We start from the raw sequence: 12,939 nt of genomic DNA on the forward strand, positions 1-12,939 counted from the left end.
GGGCGCCTTGACCGCTGATTGAGATCTGCGAGTCGTCGCTTGCTAAGGAACTGCCGGCGAGGTTGTCCGAGGTGACCCGGATGTGGGTGCTTTGGGAGGACGGCTTGGCGCAGGTATGGGTAGGCGTCGACGCGGGCAAGCAGGCTCACCACGCTGCGGCGGTGGACGTGTCCGGGCGGGTGCTGTGGTCGACGCGGGTGGCCAACGATCAGCAGGCGATCGCGGGTCTGGTCGGCCGGATCGGCGCGGATGACGAGGTGGTGTGGGCAGTCGACCTGGTCGGCTGCGAGACCGCGCTGCTGCGGGCCATGTTGGCGCTGGCCGGGCAGCAGACGGTGTATATCCCGGGCCGCACGGTCAAGACGATGGCCGCCGGGTTCGCCGGCGAGGCCAAGACCGACGCGCGGGACGCGGTGGTCATCGCGAACACCGCTCGGATGCGGCATGACTTCCTGCCGGTCGAGACACCGACCGAACTGATCGCCAAACTCGCGCTGCTGGTCGCGCACCGTGCGGACCTGGTTGAGGACTGGGTCCGCACCGTGAATCGGCTGCGCCGGTTGATGCTCGGAATCTCCCCGGTGTTGGAACGCGCGTTGACCTTCACCAACGTCGCGACGCTGATTCTGATCAGCGCTTATCAGACGCCCGAGCAGATCCGCGCCGCCGGACGCGACGAGATCATCGCTCATCTGCGCCGGCACAGGGCAGTCAACGCCGCCAAGGTGGCCGATCAGGCGTTGGCCGCCGCGGCTGAGCAGGATCTCACCCTGCCGGGACAGGACACGGCTGCTGCCCTCGCCGGCGAGCTGGCCACCCACCTGCTGCAACTGCACCAACGGATGCGGAACACCGACAAGGCCATAGAGCAGGCGTTCGCTGCCCACCCGCAGGCCGACATCATCCGCAGCCTGCCCGGCATGGGGGCACTGGCAGCGGCAGAGTTCATCGTCGCCGTCGGGGACCTGTCGACCTTCGCCAGCCCTGATCACCTCGCCGCCTACGCCGGTCTGGCGCCGGTGGCCCGTGACTCTGGCAAACGGGTCGCCAACCTACGCCGGCCGCAGCGCTACAACCGGCGGCTGCGCCACGTGTTCTACATGTCCTCGCTCAGCACCCTGCGGATGAACGGCCCCAGCCGGGACTACTACCAGCGCAAACGCGCGGAAGGGCGCAAGCACCAACAGGCGCTGATCGCCCTCGCCCGCCGCCGCGTCGACGTGCTGTGGGCCCTGCTCCGCGACAACCGGTGCTTCCAACTCCAACCACCGCCAACGCCGTTAACACCGGGATAAGGGCCGTCTCTTAACGCCGTCGCCCTCGTGCTCACCTCCCGATCCCAGCGACTGGAGCGCTACTTGCCGGGGAGGCATCCTTGGCCTGTGGCAGGACGTGAGAGTGGCAATTACTACGAGGTCTTCTCCGACTTGGCCGGCGTCGTCTTGGAGGACTCCTGGGTCTTGGAAGTAGACGTCTCCGCGACCCAGGTGGTCTTCAAGCTCGACGCCGCCCTCACGCCGGAGCATCCTGCCTACCGGTTAGCCCGCCCCGGCGAGATGCATTGCTATCGCAGAGCGACATTGACCGTGCACAGCGATGCGGCTATCCACGTCCGCCGGTCGATGGCGCCACCGGCAACGGATGCCTCAGGAGAGCCCGACTACGGCCACATCGACACCCTGCACCTAGCGGCGGATCACGGACCCGAGGTCTGGGAACTGACCGGCGACTGGGGAGAGGCCCTGGTGCGTCAACCGCGCATCGACATGCGGCTCGAAGCACCCACACACGGCTGATCACGAGCGGCGGGGCGCTGCCCCGCACCCCAACCCTCCCTCGGAGACCGCAACGGGTCCCCTCGGCCGGGCACCACAAGGGCTGCCCGAGAACCCCGGCCAGGTCAAGGCCAAGCCGCTACGCGGTCGCCTACGGCGAGCCTTGACCCGACCGAGAACCCCGGGCAGGAACACGCCTGCCCGACCGAGGAGACCCTGCCCACCACACGCCCGCTTGACAGCCGCCATTGAGACTCGTCCGGTAGGGCGCTCCACCTTGTCCCCGTCCGGGGAGGCTGGTAGCCCTTGTGGTGCCCGGCGAGGTGATCCGCGTGGCACACCATCACAGTTCGCAAGGCACGGGTCGAGCCGCTGCATGACCGGGGGAAGGCGTTCGACAAGGACCCCAAGTCCGAGGCGGGTAAACGCACCATCGCCATCCCGCCACACGTCGTGCCGGTGATCCGTCTGCACCTGGATGAGTACGCGGGCAAAGACCGACTGTTCGTGAGCCGCGACGGTTCGCCCCTGCGGGGGGACACCTTGTATCAGGCGTTCGTCCGCGCACGGGCGAAAGTGGGCCTGGATGACCTCACCTTTCACGACCTGCGGCACACGGGGCAGACCCTCGCCGCACAGACCGGCGCGACCCTGGCCGACCTGATGAAGCGGCTGGGTCACTCGTCCATGGCGGCAGCTCGTCGCTACCTGCACGCCGTCGACGGGCGTGACCGGGAGATCGCCAAGCCCTGTCCGAGTTGGCCGCGCATGGCGATGTTGCACGGCTACCCCGGCACATCACCATGCGGAGTTAGTTGCACGGGCCGTTGCACGACGGGGTGCGGCGGCTGTCCGACCTGCGGAAATGCGGGTGCCTGAAAATCGGAAGGTCGGCGGTTCGACCCCACCCCTGGCCACATAGCCTTTCGCCGGGCTACAGAGGTCCCCACCTGCGGAATCGCCGGTGGGGACCGTTCGGCGTCTAGCCAGATGGCCGTGTCCCGGCTGGCCGTGGTTGACCGCTTTCCCCTCGTGATCACCGTCACTGATCGCACGTGATCGCACCGCAGTTCCCGCCGGACGCCCGCCGTCATCCGTACGCCATTGCGGACTTCGGGGACCCGACCTCCTTGTCGATCAGACCTAGACTCGCCGCATGAAGCCTCCGCGTCTCGGATTGGCGCAGCTTGTCGGGTCCCTGCTCGGACTCGCGTGGGGTGTTGGTTTGTGGTTGGGCTGGTCCGACAAGGTCACGTCGCTACTCCTCGCTGCCGGACTGTCCGTCTTTCACGGACCGACCGTCGTTGCCGCTTGGCGGGAGCGGGAATCCAAGCCGCCGAAGTCTGCGGAAGAGGTTCTGAAGTGGTATCCGAAATGGTGGGCCTGACAGTTCCCTTTCGGGAAATCTCGCTCCCAGTGTCGGGAAGCGGGCGCACTGTGAAGCTGCACAGCGAGGCATCAGCCGGTATGGTCCGGGCCTATGGGACAGGAGATGGCCGATCCGGATGAGGTTCGTCAGGAATTCGACCGGTTCACTCTCCGCAGCAGCCTTTTCGCCCCAGCCTCCGCCGAACGGGCGTTCGCGGTCTTCAGCGGGTCGCTGGCCGACTGGTGGGTACGCGAATACACCTGGTCCGGGCCGGAGGCCCTGGCCGAACTGGGGATGGAGCCCCGGGCCGGCGGCATGCTCTACGAGATCGGCCCGTACGGCTTCCGCAGCGACTGGGGCCGGGTGCTGACCTGGGATCCACCCCGCCGGCTGGTCTTCACCTGGCAGATCGGGCCGGACCGGGTGGCAGTGCCGGACCCGGCGCGGGCGAGCGAGGTCGAGGTCCTCTTCCAGCCGGAAGGGCCGGAGCTGACCCGGGTCGACGTCGAGCACCGCTACTTCGACCGGCACGGTGCGGCCGCCGAGGGCTACCGCGAGGCGCTCACCGCCGGCTGGCACGAACTGCTAAGCCGCTACCTGGCCACGGTCGCCCGCAACCCGGCCTGACCGGCCCACCCGCACCGGTCGGGCTCACCCCCCGATGCCCCGCGTCGCGGCGCCCCGGCCGGCCACGCCGGTTCCCCCCAGGTCGGCCCGGCGTCCCGCCGCCGCACCCGAGCCGAACCCGGTGCCGGCCAGCCGACGGACCGGCGCGGTACGCAGCCGGGGGTAGACCTCGGCGAGCCGGCGCTGAACCCGATCGGAGCGGTCGGCCAGCACCAGCGCCGCCGAGGGCGCGCCGGACTCAGCCACCGCGTCGGCTTCGGCCGCGCGCAGCCGCTCGGTCACCACGTGGGCGAAGCCGGCCAGCCAGGTACGCCGGAACGCGGCCGGATGCTCCCCGGCCGGTACGGCGGCACCGGCCAACCCGTGCGCGGCCTGCACCAGCAGCGAGGTGAAGAGCAGCTCGACCCGTTCCAGGTCGCTCGCGAAGCCGAACAGGTGCATCGCGAAGCCGCTGCCCTGCCGGCGTCTTACGCAGCGGCAGCGCAGCGGATCGGCGACCGCCGCGAGCAGGCCGGCCTTGTCCCGGGCGTACGGGGCGACGACCTCGACGACCCGGTCGCCGACCGGGTCGGTGGCCGGTTCCCGGGCGGCGAGCAGGGCGCGGTCCACGCCGTAGCGGGCGATCAGTTCGGTCGCCTTGGCCATGAACGCCGCCGCCTCGGCCGGCGTGCAGGCCGGGTCCTCGGCCTGGGCGAGCAGCTTGCGGACCTTGCTCAGCATCGCCTCGGACATGCCCCCAGAGCTACCACAGTGGCGGGACCGGTCGGGATGCGCCGGGCCCGACGCGCTGGCCGTGCCGGGCCGACCCGCAGCGCCGGCCCTGAGCCGTGGACCCGGCGGTCAGCCCGCCCGGCTGCGCAGCGTGGCGACCGTCGACCCGGCCAGGGTGAGCAGGCAGTCCGGCAGCAGCCCGTCGGCGACCGCGGCGCCGAAGAGCGCCTCGCCGGTGTCGGCGTCGTCGTTGGCGTACGCGCTGACGAAGCGGGCCACCCACCGGGTGTCGTAGCCGGCCTGGTCGATCCCGGGGAAGTCGAGCGCGCAGCCGCCCGCCGGGGCGTCGTCACCGACCATCGTGGCGGCCAGGCACCACGCCACCCCGTACGCCCCGGCCAGCCCGGAGCGGTCCACCACGGCATCGAAGGTGCCCACCACCGCGTCGCCGTCACCGGCCAGTGCCGAGCGGAGCACCGCGGTCGCGTCGTCCAGCGTCTGCTGTGCTTCGTCGGTCACCTGCCGAACAGTAGGACCGACGGTCAAGCCGTGACCCCGAAACGGCCCAGCCATCACGGTCCGTGATATCCGCAGTCGGGCTGCCGACGGAGCCACCTCCACGGTCCCGCCGGCCGCCCCGGCACGCTAATGTGCGCAGCGGACCTTCGCCGGAGGAAGGACGACAATGCTCGTATCACGCGCGTCGCGCGCGGCCATTTCCGTGGCCTGCGCGGCGCTCCTGCTCGCCACCAGCGCCTGCGGGAGCGACCAGCCCGAGGAGGCGAACACCACCACCCAGGTGCGCCTCTACGGGACCGACGGCAACATGCAGAACTCGTACGCGGCCGAACTGAAGGACCGGGCGAGCCTTCTGAACGGCATGAAGGGCACAATTCCGCTCACCCAACTGCCGGAAAGCTTCAAGGAACGACTACGGACCGTAGACCCGAAGCTGACCGACTACCTCTACTCGGCCGAGACGTACGACGCGGTGGTGATCAGCGCGCTGGCCGCCCAGCTCGCCGGCACCACCCAGCCGGAGGAGATCGCCAAGCAGATCGTCGGGGTGACCAATGGCGGCCAGCGCTGCGAGGACCCGGCGACCTGCCTGCGGCTCGCCCGCGCCGGCCAGGACATCGAGTACCGCGGGGTGTCGCTGACCCGGGCCGGGTTCACCGACGCCGGCGAGCCGGCCACCGCCAGCTACGCCACCCTGCACTTCGACCACGAGCGGATCAACGACGGCAAGACCGAGTTCGTGGGCGCCGGTGACGAGTCCGGGGCGAGCACCAAGGCCCCGCCGCCGGGGAAGAAGCAGCGCGGCAAGCCGGGCAAGGGGGACACGCCGCTGATCATCGGCGGTCTGCTGCCGAAGACCGGTGACCTGGCCCTGGCGTACCCGCCGCTGGCCGCCGGCGCGGCGCTCGCCATCAAGGACATCAACGCCGCCGAGGGCGTGCTGGGCCAGCCGGTGATGTGGATCGACGGCGACGACGGCACCAACCCCGAGGTCGCGAAGGCGGCGGTGGCGTCGCACGTGCAGAAGGGCGTCCAGGTCATCATCGGTGCGGCCGCGTCCGGCATCTCCCGGGCCGTGCTGCCCGACGTGGTGGCCGCCGGCCGGATCCTCTTCTCCTCGTCGAACACCGACGCCGGGCTCACCACGATCGACGACAAGGGGCTCTACTTCCGCACCGCCCCGTCGGACATCCTCCAGGGCCGGGCCCTGGCCGACGTGATCATGCGGGACGGCTCGCACAAGGTCGCCATCGTGGCCCGCAAGGACTCCTACGGCGAGGGCCTGCAGGAGAACGTCCGCGCCGAGCTGGAGCGGGCCGGTCTGGGCGGCGACCAGGTCAAGCTGCTCACGTACCCGCTGCCGGCCGACGGGCAGAAGGTGGACTTCTCGGCCGGCGCCAGGGAGATAAAGGACTACGGGGCGGACGCCGTGCTGATCATCGGCTTCGGCGAGTCGTTGCACGTGATCACCTCGCTGGCCGATGCCGGAGTACCGATCCAGCACTGAACGCGACGACGAAGGCCGCACCGGTTCGCCCGGTGCGGCCCTCGTCGCATGTCCGGACCGGTCAGCGGGACCGGCGCCGCTCCAGGAACTCGGTCATCCGCCGGTGCTTCTCCTCGTCCTCGAAGAGCACCGCCTGGCTGAGCAGGTCGAGCTGCGGGTGGGCGGCGGGCGGGGCGTCCACGGCCAGCTTGGTGAGCCGCAGCGCCAGCGCCGAACCCTTCGCGATCTCGTCGAGCAGGCCGTGCGCGGTGGGCAGCAGCTCCGCCGGCTCGGCCACCACCCGGTTGACCAGCCCGATCCGCAGGGCCTCGTCGGCGTCCATCCGGCGGCCGGTGAAGAGCAACTCCTTGGCCCGGGCCTCCCCGACCAGCGCCGGCAGGCGGTAGGTCGCGCCGGCGCCGGCCAGGATGCCCAACCGCACCTCGGGCTGGCCGAACACCGCGCGCGCCGTGCACACCCGCAGGTCGCAGGCGTACGCCAGCTCGGCGCCCCCACCCAGCGCGGGGCCGTCCACGGCCGCCACGGTCGGCATCGGGAGCGCCCGGATCCGGGCGAAGGCGGCCTGGTTGATGGCGGCCAGGGCGTCCAGCCGGCCGCGCTCGCGGAGCTGGCCGATGTCCGCCCCGCCGGCGAAGATGCCCTCCGCCCCGCCGGTGAGCAGCAGCAGCCGGGGCCGCGCCTCCAGCTCGGCGCAGACCGCGTGCAACTCGGCGATCAGGTCGGCGTCGATGGCGTTGCGCTTCTCCGGCCGGTCCAGCGTCACCACCAGCCGGTCCGGCAGCTCCTCGATCCGCAGCCCGCTCACTCTGCCAACCCTTCGTTCGCGACTGCGGGGCTCGCAAGCTCACTCCTCGCGCTCACGGTGCCAACCTTCCTTTCGCGACTGCGGGGCTCGCAAGCTCACTCCTCGCGCTCACCGCTTGACCCCGCCTTCCCACGTGTAGAAGCCCTGGCCGGACTTCTTGCCCAGCTTCCCGGCGGCCACCATCTCCACCAGCAGCGGCGGCGGCGCGAACCGGTCCCCGTACGCGGCCTGGAGGGTGCGGGCGATATCGAGGCGGACGTCCAGCCCGACCAGGTCGGTCAGCTCCAGCGGGCCGACCGGGTGCCGGTAGCCGAGCACCATCGCCTTGTCGATGTCCGCGGGGCTGGCCACCCCGTCCGCGACCATCCGGATCGCCTCCAGCCCGAGGGTGACGCCGAGCCGGGAGGTGGCGAAGCCGGGCATGTCGCGTACGACGACGGGGTCCTTGCCCAGCCGCCCGGCGAGCGCGACGGCCGCCTCGGTGGTCCCCGGCGCGGTGGCCGGGCCGACCACGATCTCCAGCAGCGCCATCGCCCAGACCGGGTTGAAGAAGTGCAACCCGACGAAGTTCGCCGGCCGGTCCAGCCCGTCGGCCAGGTCGGCGATCGGGATGCTGGACGTGTTGCTGCCGAGCAGGGCGGGACGCCGCGCCTCGGCCTCCCGCAGCACCGACCGCTTGAGGTCGAGCCGCTCCGGGACCGCCTCGACGATCACGTCGGGCCCCTCGGCGACCTCGGCCAACCCGGCCCGCAGGGTGACCCGCGCCCGGTTCGCCGTCGCCTCCTCGGCGGTCAGCTTGCCGCGCTGCACCCCGCGCTCCCACAGCTCGCCGAGGCGCTGCACGGCGGCCGCCCCGCGGGGTGGATCCACCTCGACCAGCTCCACCGCGTAACCGGCGCCGGCCGCCACGTACGCGATGCCGAGGCCCATGGTGCCGGCCCCGACGACCACAAAACGACCACTCATGACGTCCCCTCGCCGCGGGCGGCGGCGCGCGGGGTCTCCGCCGCGCCGGCCCGCATGCTCCGCTCGTTCCTGGGTGCGACCCTATGCAGGGCCGGCCCGGGCGACGTGCGTGGGGGCGCGCCGGATCGGGTACGACGGCCGTCGAAGCCGACACGGAAGGACCGACATGAGCCAGGCACCGGAGAACGCGGAGAACCCGGAGACCGTGGAGACCCGCGGCGACGAGCGGGTGGACCTGCTCCGCGCGGACACCAACAACGACGGCCGGACCGACGTGTGGGTGGTGGACACCGACGGCGACGGGAAGGCCGACCTGTTCCAGTTCGACACCGACGGTGACGGCGAGGTGGACATCACCATGGTCGACCTCGACGAGGACGGCACCCCCGACGAGGTGGTCGACGGGGACGGTGGCCTCCCGCCGGAGCAGCACTCCCCGACCGTCCAGGTGTGAGCGAGACGGAGGGGCCCCTGGCCAACGCCTCGGCGGCGGCGACGCAGGGGCCCTTCCCGGCCTCGGGGCCTGTGCTCAGGCCAGCTTCAGCGTGGCCAGATAGTACGGATGGTCCCGGTCGTCCACGTCGACCAGTCGCCACGGCGAGCCGTGGACCAGCTCGGCCAGCTCGTCGACCGAGCACACCAGATAGTCGAACCACTCGGTGCCGAGCAGCCGGTAGCGCAGCCGCAGCCGGAGCTGGCCGCCGAACCGGCCCCGCCGCCGGTTGCGCTCGTGGTAGCTCGTGTGCACCGGGTCGGTGGTGCCGTACGGGTCGGTGCCGTGGGCGATGACCTGGGCGCCGGGCCGGGCCAGCGCGGCGAGCGCGGCCAGGAACCCGGGTGCCCGCTCCCGTCCCTCGATCAGCCCGAGGTTGTTCCCGAGCAGCAGGAATGTGTCATACCGGCGGCCGTCGGCGACGTGCTCGTCGATCGTGCCGTGCACCAGGTCGCGTACGCCCCGGTGGCGGCAGACCCGCAACGCTCCGGCCGAGGTGTCCAGCCCGGTGACCGGGACCCCGCGCTGCTGCAGGTGCAGGGCGATCCGGCCGCCACCGACGCCCACGTCCAGCGCGTGCCCGCGCACCCGCTCCACGGCCCGGTGGTCGTACGGCTGCCACGCCTCTGGCGGGTCCAGGTAGTGCCCGGCGGGAGCGCCGTTGACCAGGCCGTCGTCCCGCTCGATGATCTCGATGACCGGTCGGGGCAGCCGCCCGCCGACAAGTGGCCGGGGTCCGACCCCGGTGGCGACCGCGTACGCGTCGCGGATCATCTCGCCGAACACGTCGCCGATCGTGGGTTCCCCGGTCACGGGCGCTGTCTCTGTTCGCGACTGCGGGGCTCGCAGACCCGGCTCGCTCCTCGCGCTCACGGCGATCACGCTATCCGGGCTCGGCCGGGCTGTCGCGGCCGTATCCTGGGCGGCGTGACCGACCTGGACCGCCTGGCGGCGGAGAAGTACGTGCTGCTCACGACGTTCCGCAAGGACGGCCGGGGAGTGGCGACGCCGGTCTGGGCGGTGCGGGACGGGGACGCGCTGGCGGTGTGGACGGCGTCGGACTCCGGCAAGGTCAAGCGGATCCGCCGGGACAGCCGGGTGACCGTGGCACCGTGCGACGTCCGCGGCCGGCCGCACGGCGAGGCGCTACCGGGGCACGCGGCGATCTGCGATCTGGTCGGCACCCAACGGATCCGCGGACTGCTGAAGCACAAGTACCGCATGATCGGGCGGCTCAGCCTGCTGGGCAGCCGGCTGCGCCGTGGCGAGCGCGGCACGGTGGGGCTGCGCGTCGTGCTGGACGAGTGAACCTCGGACACGATTAAGGGCGGCGGATCGCCGCTCGCGCGTACGTCCGGCCGCCCCTGATCGGAACGCCTGAGAAAGTCCGGTGGTCAGTCCCCCTGGCGCTGCTGGGGAATCTGCCCCTGCAGCAGGGCCCGGACCTCCGATTCGCGGTAGCGGCGGTGGCCGCCCAGGGTCCGGATCGCGCTAAGCTTGCCAGCCTTGGCCCACCGGGTCACCGTCTTCGGGTCGACACGGAACATCGACGCCACCTCGGCCGGTGTGAGTAGCGGCTCTGGTTCATGCGTTCGCGATGCCATCGGGGTCACTCCTCCACATGTATAGACATCGGCCGGGGTCCCGCCGGCCGACGCGTCTCCCATGGTCCGGCTAGTCCCCGATGTCCGACATGGGCCGAACGGCTGAAGGTCCCTAGACGGACGGATGAACCATGCCCGATTTTTACGACTTTTACGCCGCAGACAGTACCTTATTAGGACTCATGATCACGGTTCGTGATGCGTCAACTACGAGACACTCTCGCATCGAGAGGTCTCTATCGGGCAATTCGGGCTAGTTGCAGCGCTCCAGCAGCTGCACCGCCCGCCACCGGGCGACCAGCTTGTCGTACGCCGCCGACGCCTCCTCCGCCTCGCCCCGGGAGAGCCCGGCCAGCCCGGTCGCGACCAGCTCGGTCGAGTCGTCGGCGGCCAGCGTCTCGTCCGGCAGCAGCTGCACCAGGCCCCCATAGTCCAGCTCCACCACCGAGCGCGGGTGGAACTCCTCCAGCCAGCGGGCGGCCTCCTCGACCGCCTCGGTGATCGGGGCGTCCCCGACCGACTTGCGCAGCACCGACAGCGCCCGGGACGACCGGCGGCGCGCCTTGGAGATCTCCGTCCGGTAGCGCAGCGCGCGCCGGTCCGGCTCGGTCACCAACTGCCGTTCCTGCCGGTCGAAGAGCACGAACCAGCGCAGTGGCACCCCCCAGGTGGCGATCTGCTCGTGCACCCGGGGCACCCCGTGCTCCAGCACCCGCGCCCCGCTGCGCCAGTCCTCCACCACCGCCTTGGCCTGCCCGGCCAGGGTGGGCGGGACGAACGCGTCGGCCAGCACCGACGGCACCCCGTCTCGGGCGCTCAGCGCCGCCTCCGCCACCCGGATCCGCAGGTTCCACGGGCAGACCAGCAGCGTGTCGTCGGTCTCCAGCACGTACGCCTCGTCCGGCAGGTCGGGCAGCCGGGTCCAGCCCGCGCCGAGCGCCTCGATCACCGCGGTGCGCTGCCGGACCGGGCCCTCCAACGGAGCGACCGCCCGGCCCTCGCTGACGTACCGGCGCCAGAACGACTGGCGGTCCCGGTCGAAAGCGGTCAGCGGCTCGTACACCCGCAGGTAAGAAGCGAAGAGCGACGGCACGGGGCGATCCTCCCACGAGACGGGACCCCCGCGTCGCCGGCGTGACGGGGGGCCGTGACGTGCACGACAGTACGGTTCCGGCCGATATTAGGCTCTGCAGCACCGGCAGCATCCCGCCGGCACGCCACCAGGTCCGCGCCCCACAAGGACGCACACCGACACAGGAGCCAGCAATGGGCGTATTCGCCAGCACCGACGACCCCGGATCCACCGGCCACGAACAGGTCGTGTTCTGCCAGGACACGCAGTCCGGCCTCAAGGCGATCATCGGGATCTACTCCACCGCGCTCGGCCCCGCGCTCGGCGGCACGCGGTTCTACCCGTACGCCAGCGAGGAGGAGGCCCTCGCCGACGTGCTCGACCTCTCCCGCGGCATGGCCTACAAGAACGCCCTGGCCGGCCTCGACCTCGGTGGCGGCAAGGCCGTCATCTGGGGCGACCCGGAGCAGATCAAGAGCGAGGCGCTGCTGCGCGCGTACGGCCGCTTCGTGGAGTCCCTCGGCGGGCGCTACTACACCGCCTGCGATGTCGGCACCTACGTCGCCGACATGGACGTGATCGCCCGGGAGACCCGGTACGTCACCGGACGCAGCGTGGAGCACGGCGGTGCCGGCGACTCCTCCATCCTGACCGCCTGGGGTGTCTTCCAGGGCATGCGGGCCGCCGCCGAGCACGTCTGGGGTGCCCCGACGCTGGCCGGGCGCCGGGTCGGCGTGGCCGGCCTGGGCAAGGTCGGCAAGTACCTGACCGGGCACCTGCTGGGCGACGGGGCCGAGGTCGTGGCGACCGACGTCAACCCGAAGGCCCTCGAGTGGGTGCGCACCACCCACCCGCAGGTCGAGCTGGTCGACGACACCGCCGCGCTGATCGCCTCCGACATCGACGTGTACGCCCCGTGCGCGCTGGGCGGCGCCCTGAACGACGACACAGTGTCGGTGCTGCGGGCCAAGGTGGTCACCGGCGCGGCGAACAACCAGCTCGCCCACTCGGGCATCGAGAAGGTCCTCGCCGACCGTGGCATCCTTTACACCCCCGACTACGTGGTAAACGCCGGCGGAGTGATCCAGGTCGCCGACGAGATCGAGGGCTTCAACTTCGAGCGGGCGAAGCTGCGGGCGACCCGGATCTACGACACCACCCGGGAGATCCTGCGGCTCGCCGACGACGAGGGCGTCCCGCCGGCGGTGGCTGCGGACCGGCTCGCCGAGCGGCGGATGGCCGAGGTCGGCCGGCTGCGGACGATCCACCTGCGGTGAACATCACGCCGGGGGCGGGGCACCGCTCCGTCCCCCGGCGTGCGGGGCTGACCTTGCCGGCGTTAAGCTGGAAATTAGGCAGCTTCGCGACGGTTTGTCCAGTGTCACGGCCAGTCACGGTGCCCGCTCCTTACCGGGTACAATTTGTGACGGCCGGAACACTGCGACGCGCAGGGCCGGCTGGCGGTAACCCGAGGTGCCGAACGGTGGCATC

15 protein-coding genes are annotated in these 12,939 nt (G+C 71.4%); 8 read left to right on the forward strand and 7 right to left on the reverse strand.

Features of this window, described 5'->3' with window-relative positions:
• Nucleotides 1-80 precede the first annotated feature (80 nt).
• From ACGF4F_RS18800 to ACGF4F_RS18815, 4 genes are all read left to right on the forward strand, one after another.
• On the forward strand, nucleotides 81-1,295 hold the full coding sequence (locus ACGF4F_RS18800) for an IS110 family transposase (RefSeq protein ID WP_393078951.1): 1,215 nt from the start codon (nucleotides 81-83) through the stop codon (nucleotides 1,293-1,295).
• An 87-nt stretch (nucleotides 1,296-1,382) separates the two neighbouring features.
• On the forward strand, nucleotides 1,383-1,796 hold the full coding sequence (locus ACGF4F_RS18805; RefSeq protein WP_393078794.1) for a hypothetical protein: 414 nt from the start codon (nucleotides 1,383-1,385) through the stop codon (nucleotides 1,794-1,796).
• Nucleotides 1,797-2,234: 438 nt separating this feature from the next.
• On the forward strand, nucleotides 2,235-2,654 hold the full coding sequence (locus tag ACGF4F_RS18810) for a tyrosine-type recombinase/integrase (RefSeq protein ID WP_393078797.1): 420 nt from the start codon (nucleotides 2,235-2,237) through the stop codon (nucleotides 2,652-2,654).
• Between the two features lie 601 nt (nucleotides 2,655-3,255).
• Complete coding sequence (locus ACGF4F_RS18815; protein ID WP_357434605.1) at nucleotides 3,256-3,771, forward strand: SRPBCC family protein; 516 nt, start codon at nucleotides 3,256-3,258, stop codon at nucleotides 3,769-3,771.
• Between the two features lie 24 nt (nucleotides 3,772-3,795).
• Here ACGF4F_RS18815 and ACGF4F_RS18820 read toward each other — a convergent pair whose 3' ends face one another.
• Together ACGF4F_RS18820 and ACGF4F_RS18825 are read right to left on the reverse strand one after the other, a co-directional pair.
• Entirely contained in the window at nucleotides 3,796-4,503 is a 708-nt protein-coding gene (locus ACGF4F_RS18820; RefSeq protein WP_357434604.1) for a DUF2786 domain-containing protein, read from the reverse strand.
• Between the two features lie 108 nt (nucleotides 4,504-4,611).
• Entirely contained in the window at nucleotides 4,612-5,001 is a 390-nt protein-coding gene (locus ACGF4F_RS18825; protein ID WP_357434603.1) for a hypothetical protein, read from the reverse strand.
• A 166-nt stretch (nucleotides 5,002-5,167) separates the two neighbouring features.
• Here ACGF4F_RS18825 and ACGF4F_RS18830 point away from each other — a divergent pair, with 166 nt between their 5' ends.
• Nucleotides 5,168-6,508 (forward strand): ABC transporter substrate-binding protein, encoded by a 1,341-nt coding sequence (locus ACGF4F_RS18830; protein ID WP_357434602.1) that lies wholly within the window; start codon nucleotides 5,168-5,170, stop codon nucleotides 6,506-6,508.
• Between the two features lie 61 nt (nucleotides 6,509-6,569).
• On the opposite strand, the gene ACGF4F_RS18835 is transcribed toward ACGF4F_RS18830, so the two are convergent.
• Both ACGF4F_RS18835 and ACGF4F_RS18840 read right to left on the reverse strand, forming a co-directional pair.
• The gene (locus ACGF4F_RS18835; protein WP_357434601.1) at nucleotides 6,570-7,313 is read right to left on the reverse strand and encodes an enoyl-CoA hydratase/isomerase family protein; all 744 of its coding nucleotides are present in this window, start codon (nucleotides 7,311-7,313) and stop codon (nucleotides 6,570-6,572) included.
• A gap of 108 nt (nucleotides 7,314-7,421) precedes the next feature.
• A complete protein-coding gene (locus tag ACGF4F_RS18840; protein ID WP_393078801.1) occupies nucleotides 7,422-8,279 on the reverse strand; it encodes a 3-hydroxyacyl-CoA dehydrogenase family protein in 858 nt (285 codons plus the stop codon).
• A gap of 166 nt (nucleotides 8,280-8,445) precedes the next feature.
• Here ACGF4F_RS18840 and ACGF4F_RS18845 point away from each other — a divergent pair, with 166 nt between their 5' ends.
• Nucleotides 8,446-8,733: a hypothetical protein gene (locus ACGF4F_RS18845; RefSeq protein ID WP_357434599.1), complete on the forward strand. Its 288-nt coding sequence runs from the start codon at nucleotides 8,446-8,448 to the stop codon at nucleotides 8,731-8,733.
• A gap of 75 nt (nucleotides 8,734-8,808) precedes the next feature.
• Here the strand turns inward: ACGF4F_RS18845 and ACGF4F_RS18850 are convergent, their stop codons facing one another.
• The gene (locus tag ACGF4F_RS18850) at nucleotides 8,809-9,585 is read right to left on the reverse strand and encodes a methyltransferase domain-containing protein (protein WP_357434598.1); all 777 of its coding nucleotides are present in this window, start codon (nucleotides 9,583-9,585) and stop codon (nucleotides 8,809-8,811) included.
• 114 nt (nucleotides 9,586-9,699) lie between these two features.
• Here ACGF4F_RS18850 and ACGF4F_RS18855 point away from each other — a divergent pair, with 114 nt between their 5' ends.
• Entirely contained in the window at nucleotides 9,700-10,080 is a 381-nt protein-coding gene (locus tag ACGF4F_RS18855; RefSeq protein WP_357434597.1) for a PPOX class F420-dependent oxidoreductase, read from the forward strand.
• Nucleotides 10,081-10,166: 86 nt separating this feature from the next.
• Here the strand turns inward: ACGF4F_RS18855 and ACGF4F_RS18860 are convergent, their stop codons facing one another.
• Together ACGF4F_RS18860 and ACGF4F_RS18865 are read right to left on the reverse strand one after the other, a co-directional pair.
• On the reverse strand, nucleotides 10,167-10,376 hold the full coding sequence (locus tag ACGF4F_RS18860; RefSeq protein WP_007073996.1) for a BldC family transcriptional regulator: 210 nt from the start codon (nucleotides 10,374-10,376) through the stop codon (nucleotides 10,167-10,169).
• Between the two features lie 253 nt (nucleotides 10,377-10,629).
• A complete protein-coding gene (locus tag ACGF4F_RS18865; protein ID WP_357434596.1) occupies nucleotides 10,630-11,469 on the reverse strand; it encodes a hypothetical protein in 840 nt (279 codons plus the stop codon).
• A 173-nt stretch (nucleotides 11,470-11,642) separates the two neighbouring features.
• On the opposite strand from ACGF4F_RS18865, the gene ACGF4F_RS18870 reads away from it, so the two are divergent.
• Nucleotides 11,643-12,725, forward strand: a complete 1,083-nt coding sequence (locus ACGF4F_RS18870) for a Glu/Leu/Phe/Val dehydrogenase dimerization domain-containing protein (protein WP_357434595.1) — start codon at nucleotides 11,643-11,645, stop codon at nucleotides 12,723-12,725.
• Nucleotides 12,726-12,939: the final 214 nt, after the last annotated feature.

Origin of the sequence: Micromonospora sp. NPDC047740, from assembly GCF_043204735.1 — a bacterium.
In the GTDB taxonomy this organism is placed as follows: Bacteria; Actinomycetota; Actinomycetes; order Mycobacteriales; family Micromonosporaceae; genus Micromonospora.

Excerpts from the sequence above, each read along its gene's own strand:
- ACGF4F_RS18800 (WP_393078951.1), top strand. The coding sequence starts at position 81 with ATGTGGGTGCTTTGGGAGGACGGCTTGGCGCAGGTATGGGTAGGCGTC.
- ACGF4F_RS18815 (WP_357434605.1), top strand. The coding sequence starts at position 3,256 with ATGGGACAGGAGATGGCCGATCCGGATGAGGTTCGTCAGGAATTCGAC.
- ACGF4F_RS18820 (WP_357434604.1), bottom strand. The coding sequence starts at position 4,503 with ATGTCCGAGGCGATGCTGAGCAAGGTCCGCAAGCTGCTCGCCCAGGCC.
- ACGF4F_RS18830 (WP_357434602.1), top strand. The coding sequence starts at position 5,168 with ATGCTCGTATCACGCGCGTCGCGCGCGGCCATTTCCGTGGCCTGCGCG.
- ACGF4F_RS18840 (WP_393078801.1), bottom strand. The coding sequence starts at position 8,279 with ATGAGTGGTCGTTTTGTGGTCGTCGGGGCCGGCACCATGGGCCTCGGC.
- ACGF4F_RS18845 (WP_357434599.1), top strand. The coding sequence starts at position 8,446 with ATGAGCCAGGCACCGGAGAACGCGGAGAACCCGGAGACCGTGGAGACC.
- ACGF4F_RS18860 (WP_007073996.1), bottom strand. The coding sequence starts at position 10,376 with ATGGCATCGCGAACGCATGAACCAGAGCCGCTACTCACACCGGCCGAG.
- ACGF4F_RS18870 (WP_357434595.1), top strand. The coding sequence starts at position 11,643 with ATGGGCGTATTCGCCAGCACCGACGACCCCGGATCCACCGGCCACGAA.